The 14,114-nt window shown below is 40.9% G+C and carries 12 protein-coding genes; 8 read left to right on the forward strand and 4 right to left on the reverse strand.

The features are described from left to right. Positions 1-26 precede the first annotated feature (26 nt). From WBS51_RS13220 to WBS51_RS13230, 3 genes are all read right to left on the reverse strand, one after another. A complete protein-coding gene (locus WBS51_RS13220; RefSeq protein ID WP_226853700.1) occupies positions 27-671 on the reverse strand; it encodes a phosphatase PAP2 family protein in 645 nt (214 codons plus the stop codon). A gap of 106 nt (positions 672-777) precedes the next feature. Next, entirely contained in the window at positions 778-1,617 is an 840-nt protein-coding gene (locus WBS51_RS13225) for a glycerophosphodiester phosphodiesterase family protein (RefSeq protein ID WP_294462070.1), read from the reverse strand. Between the two features lie 16 nt (positions 1,618-1,633). Further along, the gene (locus tag WBS51_RS13230; RefSeq protein WP_173749938.1) at positions 1,634-2,569 is read right to left on the reverse strand and encodes a diacylglycerol/lipid kinase family protein; all 936 of its coding nucleotides are present in this window, start codon (positions 2,567-2,569) and stop codon (positions 1,634-1,636) included. 187 nt (positions 2,570-2,756) lie between these two features. Between WBS51_RS13230 and WBS51_RS13235 the strand changes: the two genes are divergently transcribed. Next, positions 2,757-3,227, forward strand: a complete 471-nt coding sequence (locus tag WBS51_RS13235) for a methylglyoxal synthase (protein WP_173749958.1) — start codon at positions 2,757-2,759, stop codon at positions 3,225-3,227. 92 nt (positions 3,228-3,319) lie between these two features. Then, a complete protein-coding gene (locus WBS51_RS13240; protein WP_173749937.1) occupies positions 3,320-4,948 on the forward strand; it encodes a mannitol dehydrogenase family protein in 1,629 nt (542 codons plus the stop codon). Between the two features lie 142 nt (positions 4,949-5,090). Here WBS51_RS13240 and WBS51_RS13245 read toward each other — a convergent pair whose 3' ends face one another. Next, positions 5,091-5,882 carry an N-acetylmuramoyl-L-alanine amidase gene (locus tag WBS51_RS13245; protein ID WP_173749936.1) on the reverse strand — a complete coding sequence of 264 codons (792 nt, stop codon included), beginning with the start codon at positions 5,880-5,882 and terminating at the stop codon, positions 5,091-5,093. A gap of 170 nt (positions 5,883-6,052) precedes the next feature. On the opposite strand from WBS51_RS13245, the gene WBS51_RS13250 reads away from it, so the two are divergent. The 6 genes from WBS51_RS13250 to WBS51_RS13275 all read left to right on the forward strand — a co-directional run bounded on the left by WBS51_RS13250 (position 6,053) and on the right by WBS51_RS13275 (position 14,104). Next, positions 6,053-7,393 carry an ABC transporter substrate-binding protein gene (locus WBS51_RS13250; protein ID WP_173749935.1) on the forward strand — a complete coding sequence of 447 codons (1,341 nt, stop codon included), beginning with the start codon at positions 6,053-6,055 and terminating at the stop codon, positions 7,391-7,393. Then, a complete protein-coding gene (locus tag WBS51_RS13255; RefSeq protein WP_173749934.1) occupies positions 7,390-9,222 on the forward strand; it encodes a sensor histidine kinase in 1,833 nt (610 codons plus the stop codon). Before WBS51_RS13250 ends, WBS51_RS13255 begins: the two co-directional genes overlap by 4 nt. Then, positions 9,215-10,786, forward strand: coding sequence for a response regulator transcription factor (locus WBS51_RS13260; protein WP_294462081.1), 1,572 nt, complete (start codon positions 9,215-9,217; stop codon positions 10,784-10,786). Before WBS51_RS13255 ends, WBS51_RS13260 begins: the two co-directional genes overlap by 8 nt. 138 nt (positions 10,787-10,924) lie before the next feature. After that, the gene (locus WBS51_RS13265; RefSeq protein ID WP_294462086.1) at positions 10,925-12,217 is read left to right on the forward strand and encodes an ABC transporter substrate-binding protein; all 1,293 of its coding nucleotides are present in this window, start codon (positions 10,925-10,927) and stop codon (positions 12,215-12,217) included. 120 nt (positions 12,218-12,337) lie between these two features. Next, a complete protein-coding gene (locus WBS51_RS13270) occupies positions 12,338-13,246 on the forward strand; it encodes a carbohydrate ABC transporter permease (RefSeq protein WP_291682190.1) in 909 nt (302 codons plus the stop codon). 12 nt (positions 13,247-13,258) lie between these two features. Next, positions 13,259-14,104 carry a carbohydrate ABC transporter permease gene (locus WBS51_RS13275; protein WP_226853698.1) on the forward strand — a complete coding sequence of 282 codons (846 nt, stop codon included), beginning with the start codon at positions 13,259-13,261 and terminating at the stop codon, positions 14,102-14,104. Positions 14,105-14,114 lie beyond the last annotated feature (10 nt).

Genomic DNA, 14,114 nt, shown 5'->3' on the forward strand with positions numbered 1-14,114 from the left:
AGTTTAAACCTTTCCAGGCTCAATTTTTATGCTCGTGCAGGCTGTTCAGCCTGTACGGTTTTAGGTTTATAGATAAGCTGAAAACAGCAGAGATATAATGCAAATGCAGCAACTACATCCAACACGGTATGCTGTTTCAAAAATACGGTTGCAAGAATAATCAGAACACTCAGAATACCCGTTCCCGCCAGAAGAACCTTATGACTGTGGAATTCCGAATGACGGAAAATAGCTACGCAGCAGGCTACGGTGTTAAATACATGAATACTTGGCAGAATATTAGTAGGCGTATCCAGCCGATATAAGTGCTGTACCATCTGAATAAAAATACTGTCGCCTGTCAGGTTGGGGCGTAAATCCTGTCCATTGGGAAATAGGATGGAAATTACGATAAAAAGTGTCATACCAATTCCCAGTGTAAGAATCAGCTGCCAGTATTCTTTTTTATTTTGATTCATGAAAGCAAAATAAAAAACCGTCAATGCAATATAGCCGAACCATAAAAAATAAGGAACCACGAAATATTCACAGAAGGGGATATAGTCATCTATCTTCATATGAATAATTGTAACCGGTACTTTGCGCTGCTCCACATATTGGAAAGCCAGCATGTACAAAATTCCATAGATGGGAATTATCCAGGTATGTTGATATTTTTTCAGGAATTTCAAAGTTTCACACCTCTCACACAGTATTCAGAATACCGTCTTTTTATGAATCTCATTATAGCACAGAGGAAATCCGATAACAATGCAGTTTATAGTTGTTTTATAAATATTACACACTATATTCATTTGTTGGTACAAAACTGTCGAAAATGACAGAATCAAACTTTTTCACAGAAGTTTTCAGTACTTGTTCCGAGCGGACTGTCCAGGCAAAAGTAGGCGTATGCCAGAGACATTTGTTCAGTAAGAAGCTGACATTCTGGGTATCTTTGTAGCAATAGGCGATGAAATCCGGTCTTCCGATAAAGTTTAAAAGCAGATATTTTACCAGGAAGCAGAGAATATAACCGCCTTCGGCTACCGGCCGGGTCAGGTTGGCTGAAAGCTGTCCCCGGATGACATCTTTTCGGTGTTTTTTGTACCAACCGAGAGCCAGAGGATTGAAGGACTCAATGCAGTAATCTCCATTGTACTGCCGCAGAAGACGGTCTGCAAGCACACAGGTTTCCGTGCGTATAGTCGACAGTTTTATCTCTATCAGAAGGGGAACTTTTCCTTTTACCAGCTTTAAAACATCCTCAAAAAGGGGAATTTTTTCTTCCGTATGCAGGAGAGAAAATTTCTGCAGTTCTTCGTAGGTCATCTCACAGACGGGAAGGTCAATGCCGCACATCCGGGTCAGCGTATGGTCATGAAACACAACTACCTGCTTATCTTTTGTCAGTTGAATATCCAGTTCGATACCATACCCATGCCGGATGGCATGGGTAAAAGCGGCCATGGAATTTTCAGGAATGGACTGGTCAGGGGTAAATAGTCCTCGGTGTGCAAACAGGTAGTGGAGAAATTTTTTAGCCTCTTTTTTCCTGGAAAAGCGGGGCATGATACAGTAAAAATAAAGGCAGAAAAGGAAAACTGCAATACACACAGTAAGTAACAGTATTTTCATAGGTATCCCTCCTTGTTTAGCGAAGAAGCACAGGTATCTGTTTACCGGAAACACGCAGCAGCAGGCGGTCTGTTTCTCCCATAGATTCTCCGTCACAGTGGACAGGAAGAGGAACACGGCTGTGAATTTCCAGACTGTCGCAGCGGTAGGTTTTCACGCCGGAAAACCAGGTGTGTTTGCCGAAAAAAGCGGTGGGAAACAAGGCCAGAATTTTGCATTTTCCAAGTTCTCCGGCAAGACAGATGTCCAGTTTTCTGTCGTTGAATTGAGCGTCGGGACAGAATTTTACGCCGCCGCCCTCATATTTCGTATTCATGCCTGCAATGAAGAAAAAACGGGAAAAGTGCAGGACTTTGTCTCTGTCCAGACGCATGGAAACAGGACAGGGACGGTATTGAATCAGAAGTTTCAGAGCGATAAGCACATAGGTCAATTTTCCCAAATGCAGTTTATTCATGGCTTTTTTTAACGGAGAAACCATGACCTTGCGGCAGATATCTGCGTCATAGCCAATGCCGCTGCTTACAAGAAAATAACGGGAAGTTTCTTTGGAGACTGCCATTCCAATGTCTGTCAAAGTACACGCTTTCGGAGAAAGAATAGCCTCTATACAGGCAGAAACTTCGGTGGGAAGTCCAAGACCTCTTGCAAAATCATTTCCGGAACCAGTAGGAATATAGCCCAGGGTAATATGGGAAAAATCCTTTTTCACCAGTCCGTTTATCACTTCGTTCAGTGTGCCGTCTCCACCGACTACGGACAGGGTGCAGGAAGTTCCTCCAACGGAGCTTTGTTCTGCAATATGGGCTGCAATCCGGTCTGCGTGTCCGGTATATTCTGTAAAATAAGTTGTATATTCCACACCCTTTTCCTGTAGTATGGCGTCAGCTTTTTGCCAGACCTCAAGACCATGCCCGGACCGGGAGTGAGGATTTATAATAAAGTAATACATGATGTTCTGTACCTGCTTTTCTTTGTCATTTGTTTTCTTTGTTTCGACTCTATTGTAGCAGTTTCGTTGGATTAGGACAAGAAAATTATGAAGAGAACAGGAAAATTAGACTGGAAACTGCTTGCCGTCACAGGGAGAAAATGATATGATAAAAGAAAAAATTTCATTGGGAAAGGCAGGCTGGAATATGAAGAACGAATATGTAACATTTACCATTGGAAAAAAGAAAAATATTGCCCTGATTGCACACGATAACGAAAAGCCAAAGCTGATTCAGTGGTGCAAAGATAATTATGATATTTTGAAACAGCACAATCTTTACGGTACAGGTACTACGTCAAGATTGATTGCTGATAAAGCGGGACTGTGTATTAAAGGCTACAACAGCGGTCCTCTGGGCGGCGACCAGCAGATTGGGGCAAAGATAGTAGAAGGTGTCATTGATTTTGTTGTGTTTTTCTCTGACCCACTGACTGCGCAGCCTCATGACCCGGATGTAAAGGCACTGATGCGTATTGCACAGGTGTACGATATCCCTATGGCAGTGAATAAGGCAACGGCAGACTTTATGATAAAATCTGTTTATATGGATTCAGAATATGACCATGAAGTAATTAATTTTAATAAAAATGTGCAGGACAGAGCAGAGTCTATGTAAGGACAAGCAGAAGAAATCCCCCTCTCGGTGAAGCGTTTTCGGGAGAGGGATTTCTTCTGTTACACATAAAGAGATATTGGGGAGGTTCAAACATGAAATTGACCATCAATGGAATAAAAAACCGTGAGTCATGGGAACAGGCAGGAATTCTACTTCCAGGATATGATGTGGAAAAGGCTTCGGAAAAGGCAAGAAAGGAACCGAAATGGGTACATTTTGGAATCGGCAACATTTTTCGGGTATTTATCGGCGGCATTGCAGACCGTTTGCTGGAAGAAGGGGCACTGGACCGGGGCATTACCTGTGTGGAGATGTTTGATTATGATGTGGCAGATAAAATTTACGAACCATATGACAATTTGGGGTTGTGTGTGATTCTGCATGGGGATGGAACCAGAGAATATAAGGTATTGGGGTCAATGGCAGAAGCAGTAAAAGCCCAGTCCTCGAATCCGGCACAGTGGAACCGATTGAAGGAGATTTTTACCAGTAAGTCTTTGCAGTTGGTTTCTTTTACAATTACGGAAAAAGGATATGCTTTGCAGAAAACGGATGGAACCTGGTTTCCGTTTGTAGAAGCGGACATTCAGAACAAACCGGACAAAGCGGTTGGTGCCATGGCGGTGGTAACAGCTATGCTCTATGAACGGTATAAAGCCGGAAAATATCCTCTGGCGCTGGTATCCATGGATAACTGCTCTAAAAACGGTGAGAAGCTACGGGAAGCTGTGTTGACTATGACAGAAGCGTGGCGGAAAGCTGGATTTGTAGAGGAAGGGTTTGCTGCTTATGTAAGCGATGAAAAAACGGTTGCTTTTCCATGGACGATGATTGATAAAATCACACCGCGGCCCAGTGAACAGATTGCCGAAGATCTGGAAAAGCTGGGTGTGGAAGACATGAAGCCGGTGATTACAGGAAAGAAGACCTATATTGCCCCTTTCGTCAATGCTGAAAAACCCCAGTATCTTGTGATAGAAGACAGTTTCCCCAATGGTCGTCCGGCATTGGAAAAGGGGGTTGGGGTGTATATGGCTGACAGGGAAACCGTAAATCTGTCGGAACGTATGAAGGTAACAGTATGTCTGAATCCGGTACATTCTGCCACAGGGCCTCTTGGTGTGGTTCAGGGGTATGATTTGTTTGCTCATATGCTGAATACGAACCCGGATATGATGAAAATGGCTCGCATGGTAGTTTATGATGAAGGACTTCCTGTAGTGCCAAATCCTGGAATCCTTTCTCCAAAGGAATTTGCAGATGAACTTTTTCAGGAACGGTTCCCCAATGAATACTTGGGCGATACAAATCTTCGGTTGGCTGTAGATGTATCCCAGATGGTGGGGATTCGCTTTGGAGAAACCATAAAAGCGTATGTGGAGAAGTATGGAAATGCTTCACGGCTTACTGCGATTCCTCTGGGAATTGCCGGATGGCTTCGGTATATGCTGGCTGTAGATGATGAAGGGGAAAAATATGAACTGGCTCCTGACCCTATGAGGGAGGAAATTCAGGAAAAGTTCAAGGATATCGTAGTGGGGCGGCCGGAAACTTTTACAAACCAGCTTAAGCCTATTCTCTCCAATGAGCGCATGTTTTTTATAAACCTTTATCAGGCAGGAGTGGGAGAAAAGATTGAAAACATGTTCCGTGAAATGCTTGCCGGACCAGGCGCTGTGAAGAAAACTGTGCATAAATATATGGGGGCAATGCAGGATTGACTGGGCAGAAAACCTCAGTAGGCTATTGATTTTGATAGATTTTCAAAATCAATAGCCTGTTGATGCAAAAGAATTCTATATCATTATCCGAATGGGCAAAAGTCCGCAATGGATATTTGCGCAGCAATTTTGCTTTTCCGGCTCAGTAAGAAGCCGGAGAAGCGTCAATCCATGTGCTGTATCCGGCACGGCGAAGGGTGTTTTCCATTTTCACCGCATTGGCAAGATTCCGAAAGGCGCCTACCTGTACTTTATAGACACCGTCCTGATAAAGAAGAAAGGCGGGGAAGCCTTTATCCTGAAGCTCATACAGCATATTTTCAGCATTGGCGCGGTTTCTGAATTCTCCGGTCTGCACCCGGTAGTATATGGAATCCGGGGCGGAAGGGTTCTCTACGGTTTCTTCGTCTAAAGTCCCCAGAATGGCAGAGGCAATGGACTGGGCAATTTCATCAAACTGATTGTCAAAGAGGGCATTGTCCTGGTCTGTGTTGATGAAGCCTGTTTCAATGAGCACAGCAGGCATTTTGGTGCGGCGAAGTACCACCAGGCCGGGGCGGGCTGTTACGCCGATTTCCCGAAAGCCCAATTCTCCCAGGGCTCCGTTAATATTTTCTGCCATATCCAGTTTTTCACCGGATTTGTCATAAACAAGGGTTTCCACACCGCTGTATTGATTCGGTTCCGGACTGGAATTCCTGTGAAAAGAAATGAAAAAATCAGCCCCTGATTGATTTCCAAGCGTAGCTTTTTCAAAGGGGGTCTGGTAGACATCCGTGGTTCGGGTGTACTCTACGTCAATTCCATTTTCTGAAAGAATCTCGCCTACTGCAAGAGCCAGGCGGAGATTATCGTCTTTTTCCTGTCTGCCGTTGTAGGTGGCGCCAAAATCGGCACCCCCGTGACCGGCATCAATCATTACCTTATGAGCCATAATTCACCTCATGAAATGCAGAACTTAAAACACTCTCTATTCAGCATATGCAGAGGGGAGGGGAAAAGTCACAGACAAGTGAGATTTCTTGAAAACAAGTATGAAATTCGCTATACTGAATGAAAACGAAGCGGTGCAGGAATTTTGTGCAAAAGAAAAGGGAGAAGAATATGAAGAGAAGGATAACTGCTGTTTTGTTGAGCAGTATTTTGCTGCTTACATCCTGCTCCTTAAATGAAGCAGAGCGGGGAAAATTGGTAAAAGAAGATCAGGAACAAGAAAAAAATGTAGAATTAACACTCTTTTATTCAGGAGAAAACACGAATTGGATTGCTGCAATCCAGGAATTGTGCGAAGAATTTATGAATGCATATCCGGACATTACATTGCAGATGGAATATTCTTCTACGGAAAGTTATACAGAGGAACTCAAAACAAAGGAAGCGGTAGAGGAATTTCCAGATATTTTTGAAATAGATAATCCTTATATGTTTGAAAGTGCGGGAAAATTGGGGGTGATTGATGAAAGTATTGGAAAGTTAGTAGAAAATCCGGTACGAATAGAGGGAGAAATCTACGCGTTGCCCTTCTACAGTACCTCTTATGGGATTGTGTATAATCAAGTGCTGTTCAAGAAATATGGCCTTTCGGTACCGAACACATATAAAGAATTTCTGGAAGTGTGTAAAGTTCTGAAACAAAATCAGGTTGCTCCACTAGCCATAGGAGGAAATGAAAATTCGGTGGAGAGCGGATGGATAAATTACTTTTTCTTGACTCAGGTGGAAAGTCGGACTCCCGGTTGGCAGGAGAAAAAGCAGAAGGAAGAAGTATCTTTTGCAGACCCTGACATGGAGCATGCTCTGGAAGAATTTCAAAATCTGATGACTGGGGAGTATGTGCTAGAGGATTCGATTCATATGGGGGACAATGAAATTATCAGTCGTATGATAAATCAAGAAGTTGCTATGTATTACGGCAATCCTTCTATGCTTGCGAAAATATGGGAAGCATACCCAAGAGCTGTGGATTCGGATAAGACGTCTATGGGAAAAGAAATAAAAAACGATACCGTGCAGATAAGATTAGGCTGGTTTTATATGCCGGATAACGAAGGGAAAAGTGTGGTTATCGAGAAAACAGGGGCGAAATGGGCTGTGTCTGCAGAATGCATGAAGGATAAGAAAAAGAAAGGGGCTGCAGAAACATTTTTGAGGTTTTGCTATGACAGAGAGCATTACCGGGAAATTTTGCAGACCATGTATGCCATACCCGTGACAAAGGATGCTGTGCTCTACGCTGCTCCTATGGTACAGCAGGGCGTTTTAACGGACTATCGCTATGCCGAAAGAAGTACTGAGTTTCTGGGAAATACAGATACACCGGAGAATTTTCGAACGGATATGGAAACGGTGCTGAATTCGGTATCAGCGAATACTATGAGTGTAAAGACCGCAGTGAAACTTTTAGATGAAAGCTGGCAAAAAGAAATAGAGGGACAAGTGCCATGAAAGAATTTAAGAAGCAGGACAGATATGTCAGTTTGTTCACAAAACTTTTTGGGACACTGGTGTTGATAGGGATTGTACCTTTAGTTGTTATGGGGATTTCTATTTACAATGTGTATTTGAATTCATTGAAAGAAACTTTGCTATCTAACATGTATCGGACTACTCGTTCTATAGGGCGGAATGTGGAAGATTTATTTAGTGAAATGAGCGAAAACACAAAATATTTGTATACACACCAGGTAGAAGATTACGGGTATTTGTATGAAATTTTAGAGAATGAAGAGTTATCCGAAAACAAGAAAAAAGCGGCGATTACAGATATGCTGAGGGATATTTTATATATGAATCAGCACATTGAAGATGTTATTTTTATTCTTCCGGACGGAAGGATTTATACAGTTATGCGCCCCCCGGAAGCGGTGGCAGATACAGACAAAATTTTGGCTTGGCATAGAGAAAACTTTCAGTCGGATTCTAAAAATATGCAGATACTGCCATCACATATGCCGGATTATTATGCAGGAAGTAAGAAACAGACTTTTTCGGTTGCAAGAAATATTATGAATATCAGGACAGTACAGACGGCAGATACAGAGATTCTCGGAACTTTGTATATAAATATTAACAGTTCTTATCTGGACGGAGTGATACACGAAACGAAGCTGGAGGAGGGAAGCAGAATTTATCTGGTGGACAAAGAACAGAAAAATTTTGCTTATAATCCTTATGAAGAGGAAATATTTACAGATAAGCTGGGAGAGTATCTTGAACTTATGACGGAAGAATATCAGTACATAAGAACAGAAGGAGACTATTACATTTATAGTCAGATACCAGGCAGCAGTTGGATGGTGCTGGAGAAAATTCCCTCTTTTTATTTGGAAAACAGTTACCGAAGCATTCGGAATATTACACTGGCTGTTATCGGTGTTGGAATCGTCCTCCTTGGAATTTTATATTACCTGTATTCTAAAAAAATGAATCGTCCCATACGGACATTGAAAGAAGCAATGGAGCAGATTCAGAAAGGGAAGTTGGATACTCGTGTGCAGATAAATTCTAATGATGAAATTGGATTTCTGTCCAGAGGATTGAACAGCATGACAGAAAAACTTCAGATGCATATTCGCAAAGTATATGTGGCAGAAATCAAACAAAGAGAAGCAGAAATAGAAGCGTTGAAAACCCAGATTCGGCCGCACTATCTGTATAATACATTAGATGTTATTCGTATGACAGCGATTACGAATGATGATGATCAAACTGCAGAAATGTTGGATGGATTGTCCGGACAGTTGAAATATCTGATTGGAAATGCCAGAGACAGAGTAACCTTGCAGGCGGAGTTGGATAGTGTGCGAAATTATTTTAAGATTATTCGGGTGCGTTATGAAAACAAGATGACTTTGGAAATTGATGTACCGGAAAATCTGCTGGATTTAGAAGTACCGCAGCTGGTTCTTCAGCCCATTGTGGAAAATTCTGTAAAATATGGTCTTCGTCCAAAAGAAGGTGGCAATGGAGTTGTAGCTATACGGGGAGAAATACAGGAAGCATTTCTGGAACTTACGATTATGGACAATGGTGTGGGGATGTCAGAAGAGAGATTGAGGTATATTCAAAAACTTTTAGAAGATGAAACGGAAAAGTGTCAGGAGGAAGAAAGTTCGGGCATTGGTATTAAAAATGTATATGAGCGTATTAAACTGATATTTGGAGAAGAATATCGTATTGAAATCAGCAGTTTTGAAAATATAGGAACCATAGTAAAATACAGACTGCCTGTGACAAGAGCAGGGGAACAGGAGAGGGAAAAAGAGTATGTTTAAAATCATATTGGCAGATGATGAACCCATTATTATTAAGGGAATGCAGAAAATGATAGAATGGGAAAAATTAAATGCTGAGATTGTAGCAGAAGCAGGAAATGGTGCAGAGTTGCTTGAAAAAATCAGGGAGTTTGAACCGGATATTGTAATTTCGGATGTAGCCATGCCTAAGATGACAGGACTGGATGTTATCAAGGAGATTCAGGATAATCATTGGAGTACCAAGGTAATATTTTTAAGCGGTTATCAGGAATTTGAGTATGTACAGAAAGCTATTCGCTACGAAGCCATAGAATATTTACTGAAGCCAGTAGGAAAAGAGGAATTAGAGCAGGCTGTTTTAAAAGCAGAGAAAACACTGAAAACAGATTATCCTATGGAATACTGGGAGAAAGAGAAGGACGATATGCAGACTGTTTTTCGGAAGATGAATTCGGAATCGGAATGTAAGGAGTTGTTTGAACATTTTGAAGCTATGGGGCTTGACACGGAAGATACTGATTTTACAGGTGTCTGTTTTTCTATACCTTTTATATTTTACAAGAAGTTGGGAAACCAGAATATGGCAGAATTAATCCGCTTTTCTATTTTCAAAAAAATAGAAGAAATGTTAAGAACACACAAAAATGGATTTGCGATTAAAAGAGAACCAAACAGCAGCAATATGATTTTGTTGAATAGGGAAAGATTTGGAGGCCATTCGCTGGAACAGCAGGTTTTGGAAATCAGAGAAAAAATTTATCGGGAATATAAGGTGCGGCTGATTACGGGAATTGGGAATACAGTAGAGCATATAACGGATTTGAAGTTTGCGTATAAAACGGCAAAATTCTGTTCGGAACTGCACTATTTTAATCAAGAAGAAATTATACGATATGGAGAAATAGACAGAAACTTTAACAATTCTTTTGAGGATTACAATTATAAATATAAAGAATTGATAAACAGTATTTTAATTTGTGAGGAAAACTGGGCGCAGAAGTTGGATGAGGTGTTAGAGATTATCGAAAATTTGCATTATGGAAATCGATATGCGGCAGAAAACAGATGTATTGCTATGGCTATGGATTTATATTCGGAATTGGAAGAATGCAGGGTTGTATCAGAAGAAGACAGGAAAGAATACGATGCTATGGTAGCCAGAATCCGAAATCAGTCCAGTTATAAAGAACTGAAAAAATTTGTGAGAAAACAGTTGGGAGAGTTTTTGGACAAGTGTGGGAATGGAGAAAAGACAATAGAAAATAATACGATTCGAGTGGTAAAAAACTATATACAGGAACATTACGCGGAGGAGTTAAGTCTTGGAACATTAGCCGAAATTGCATATATGAATCCCTATTACTTCAGTGCTTTTTTCAAAAAAGAAACAGGACAAAATTTTAAAAATTATCTGGCAGAAGTACGAATGAAAGCCGCTGTCCGACTTTTGATGGAATCTGATATGAAGACTTATGAATTAGCCGAAGCGGTGGGATATCGTGATGTAAGGAGTTTTACAGAAAAGTTTAAGGAGTATTTTGGTGAAAGTCCATCGGGGTATAAAAAAGCCCGGCGGTGTTAAAATATGTGGTTTTTTATATAAAGTGTTGTGGTGTTTTTAAGTATGAGCTATAGATTTGTTGTAACTGCACAAAGGATATGCTATTCTTGCCTCAGTACAAAGGTACGGAAAATATTTAAAGGGAAAGAGGGAATTTAAATGAAGAAAAAATGGATAGCAGTATTACTGACATTGGCTATGACAGGTTCTATGGCAGCTTGTGGTTCTGGCAGTGGAGCTAAGAGCGGTTCCGGGGACAAGGATGAGGCAAAAGAACAGACAGTGGAATTGTGGACCTGTTGGACAGATGGGGCAGATACAGCCAAAGCAGGAGAAGAGCAAATTAAAAAATTTGAGGAGCAAACCGGAATTAAAGTGAATCAAACAAATTTTACTTATGATATGCTTCATGAAAAAATTCTGACTGCAGCAGCAGGCGGAAATGTGCCGGACCTTATCTGGGGGCTGCCAGAGTATATCGGTGAATTTTACAATATGGGAATATTGGAAGATTTAACGGAACGGTTTAATGACTGGGAAGATAAAGATGCTCTTTCAGAAGCTGTTGTCAAAGCTATGACCATTGATGATAAGATTGTAGGCATTCCATATGAAATGACAGTAAGAGCATATCTTACACATACAGAAGATTTAAAAGCAGCAGGAATTGAAGTTCCCAAGACATGGGAAGATTTGCTGTCAAATGGAGGATATTACGAAAAGAATGGAAAATATCTGACAGAACTGGCTTGCACAGGAGTTCGTTCTGCACAGGAATTATTGGTATATCTGGCACAGTATGACTTGGAAATTGCCTCTGCGCAGGATGACGGAAAATATAAAAACACATGGAAAGATAATGACGAGGAAATGGAAAAGGCAACTAAAGTTTTCCAGATGTATCAAGATTTGGTCGATAAAAAAATTATTGATGAGAATTGTAAAAACTGGGGGTGGGAAGAAACCGATGAAAACTTTGCTACAGGTATTACATCTACATATGTGACTGGGAACTGGTTGGCAGAAAGAGAAACTTCCAATCCGGATACAATGGAAGATGTTGCAGTTTCTGCTATCCCATATCCGTCAGACGGGCATCAGGCTACTTATATGGAATGTAAACCATTATTTATTCTGGCAGACAGCAAAAATAAAGACGCTGCATTTGAACTGGCAACAGCTATGTGCAGTAAGGAATGGCAGGAAGCCGGCTTCCCGGATCGCTCTCCACGTTCTGATGTTTCTACGGACAGTAAGTGGAGCAAAGATTTCCAGGCTCTGGCAGATACAGGAGTTACGTTTCCTCCAGTTACTTTAGGCGGAATTACTCAGGCTATGCAGGATGCCATAGCAAAGGTCCTTCAAGAGGGAGAAACGCCGGAGGCAGCAGCAGAGTGGCTCAGTGATGCAGTAAATGCTTCTTTATCCGATTCGGGCGAATTGAGTGAATAAAATCAGGAATACGAATTTGAGGCTGCCGCAGAAAACAGAGAAATTTTAAGGATGTTTTATGCGGACAGCCTCTTTTTTCCTGAAATTAGAAAAAGCAGTGAAAGAAAAGAGGAGAAGCGTATGAAGACAATAAAAAAACTCACGAGAGAACAGAGAATGAAAAGAACTGCGCTGTTTATGCTGGCACCGGCTATTGTGTTTCTTGCTTTGCTGATTGCTTTTCCGCTGGGAAAAGTAGTACATGATGCATTTTCGCATGTCCATTTAATTAATAAATCTATGAGTGGATTTGCAGGGTTGGAAAATTTTAAAACCATTGTTTCAGATGAACATTTTGGACAGGCCGTAAAAAACACCATTAGTTGGACCGTGTTCTCCGTACTGGGAGAATATGTACTTGGTATGATAACAGCAGTTTTATTAAATCAGAAATTTAAAGGAAGAGCCATTTTCAGGACCTGTATCTTTATTCCATGGCTTGTACCGATTATTGTGGCAGGAATGACATGGGACTGGATATTGAATCCTGAATTTGGAATTATTAATTATGCATTAACCAGTCTCAACATTATAGATGCTCCTATTAATTTTCTGGGGGATAGCCGATATGCTATGGCAACGGTTATTTTTGTAAACATATGGAGAAGTTTTCCATATTATACGATTTCTTTCCTGTCAGCTTTACAGTCTGTGCCAGGAGAACTTTCTGAAGCAGCCGCCATTGACGGTGCAGGCATATTTAAGCGGTTTTTTTGTGTGACATTGCCCCAGCTGCGTTCTGTATCACTGGTTATTGTGTTTATTCATATCATTTGGACGGCGGTGAATTTTGATTTTATTTGGGTAATGACGGAAGGTGGTCCCAATTATGCAACGGAAACTCTGCCGATTATGATTTATCGTTATTCTATGAAGAAGTTTGACGTAGGTGCAGCCTCAGCGCTGTCTACAATGATGTTTACTATCATGGTGATTTTGTTTACAGTTTATTATCATAAAAGAAGCAAACTCAGCGATGAGATGGCGTAAGGAGGAGGGAAAATGATGTTAAATAAAAGAAATCGACGAATTAGTAAAATAGTCACATATGCGTTGCTGGTGATTTTTTCATTGTACTGTATTTTCCCATTTATCTGGATGCTGATTTCTGCATTAAAGCCAAAGACAGAAATTCGTACAGCTACCCCGACTTTTCTGATTCAGGAACCTACACTGGAAAATTTTCACAGGGTACTGGTGGATGCCGGATTTCTACGATACATTAAAAATAGTTTATTTGTATCCATTGCAGCCTGCCTTTTGTCTATGGTCATTGCAGTTATGGCTGGATACGCATTGAGTCGCTATTATAAATTAAAGGCAGTCAAATTGTCCAATTTAGCTATGATGCTTTCTCAGATGATACCAGGGGTATTGCTTCTGGTGCCGCTGTATTTGATTATGCAGAAATTGAACATTCTGGAATCTTACAAATCGTTGATACTAGCTTATACAACCTTTGTCATTCCGCTTTGTACCTTTATGATGAGCAGTTTTTTTGATACTGTACCTTTGGCTCTTGAGGAAGCAGCGGAAATTGATGGATGCAATAAAGCGCAGACTATTTTTAAGGTGATTTTGCCGCTATCTTTGCCAAGCTTGGTGTCTACAGGATTATATGCCTTTATTAATGCATGGAATGAATTTATGTTTGGATATATTTTTATTTCTACCGACGAATATCGAACACTTACTCCTGCAATCATGCTTTTTAAAGGGGTAAATACAGTAGATTGGGGCGGTTTGATGGCCGGTTCTGTTGTAGCAGTGATACCGGTGACTTTGATTTTCTTATTTTTGCAGAGATACTTCCTTGCAGGACTTATGAGTGGTTCTGTAAAAGGTTAATGTATATATA

This window comes from Blautia acetica (assembly GCF_038739805.1).
Classification (GTDB): Bacteria; Bacillota; Clostridia; order Lachnospirales; family Lachnospiraceae; genus Blautia.

Excerpts from the sequence above, each read along its gene's own strand:
- WBS51_RS13225 (WP_294462070.1), bottom strand. The coding sequence starts at position 1,617 with ATGAAAATACTGTTACTTACTGTGTGTATTGCAGTTTTCCTTTTCTGC.
- WBS51_RS13230 (WP_173749938.1), bottom strand. The coding sequence starts at position 2,569 with ATGTATTACTTTATTATAAATCCTCACTCCCGGTCCGGGCATGGTCTT.
- WBS51_RS13235 (WP_173749958.1), top strand. The coding sequence starts at position 2,757 with ATGAAGAACGAATATGTAACATTTACCATTGGAAAAAAGAAAAATATT.
- WBS51_RS13240 (WP_173749937.1), top strand. The coding sequence starts at position 3,320 with ATGAAATTGACCATCAATGGAATAAAAAACCGTGAGTCATGGGAACAG.
- WBS51_RS13245 (WP_173749936.1), bottom strand. The coding sequence starts at position 5,882 with ATGGCTCATAAGGTAATGATTGATGCCGGTCACGGGGGTGCCGATTTT.
- WBS51_RS13250 (WP_173749935.1), top strand. The coding sequence starts at position 6,053 with ATGAAGAGAAGGATAACTGCTGTTTTGTTGAGCAGTATTTTGCTGCTT.
- WBS51_RS13255 (WP_173749934.1), top strand. The coding sequence starts at position 7,390 with ATGAAAGAATTTAAGAAGCAGGACAGATATGTCAGTTTGTTCACAAAA.
- WBS51_RS13260 (WP_294462081.1), top strand. The coding sequence starts at position 9,215 with ATGTTTAAAATCATATTGGCAGATGATGAACCCATTATTATTAAGGGA.
- WBS51_RS13265 (WP_294462086.1), top strand. The coding sequence starts at position 10,925 with ATGAAGAAAAAATGGATAGCAGTATTACTGACATTGGCTATGACAGGT.
- WBS51_RS13270 (WP_291682190.1), top strand. The coding sequence starts at position 12,338 with ATGAAGACAATAAAAAAACTCACGAGAGAACAGAGAATGAAAAGAACT.
- WBS51_RS13275 (WP_226853698.1), top strand. The coding sequence starts at position 13,259 with ATGATGTTAAATAAAAGAAATCGACGAATTAGTAAAATAGTCACATAT.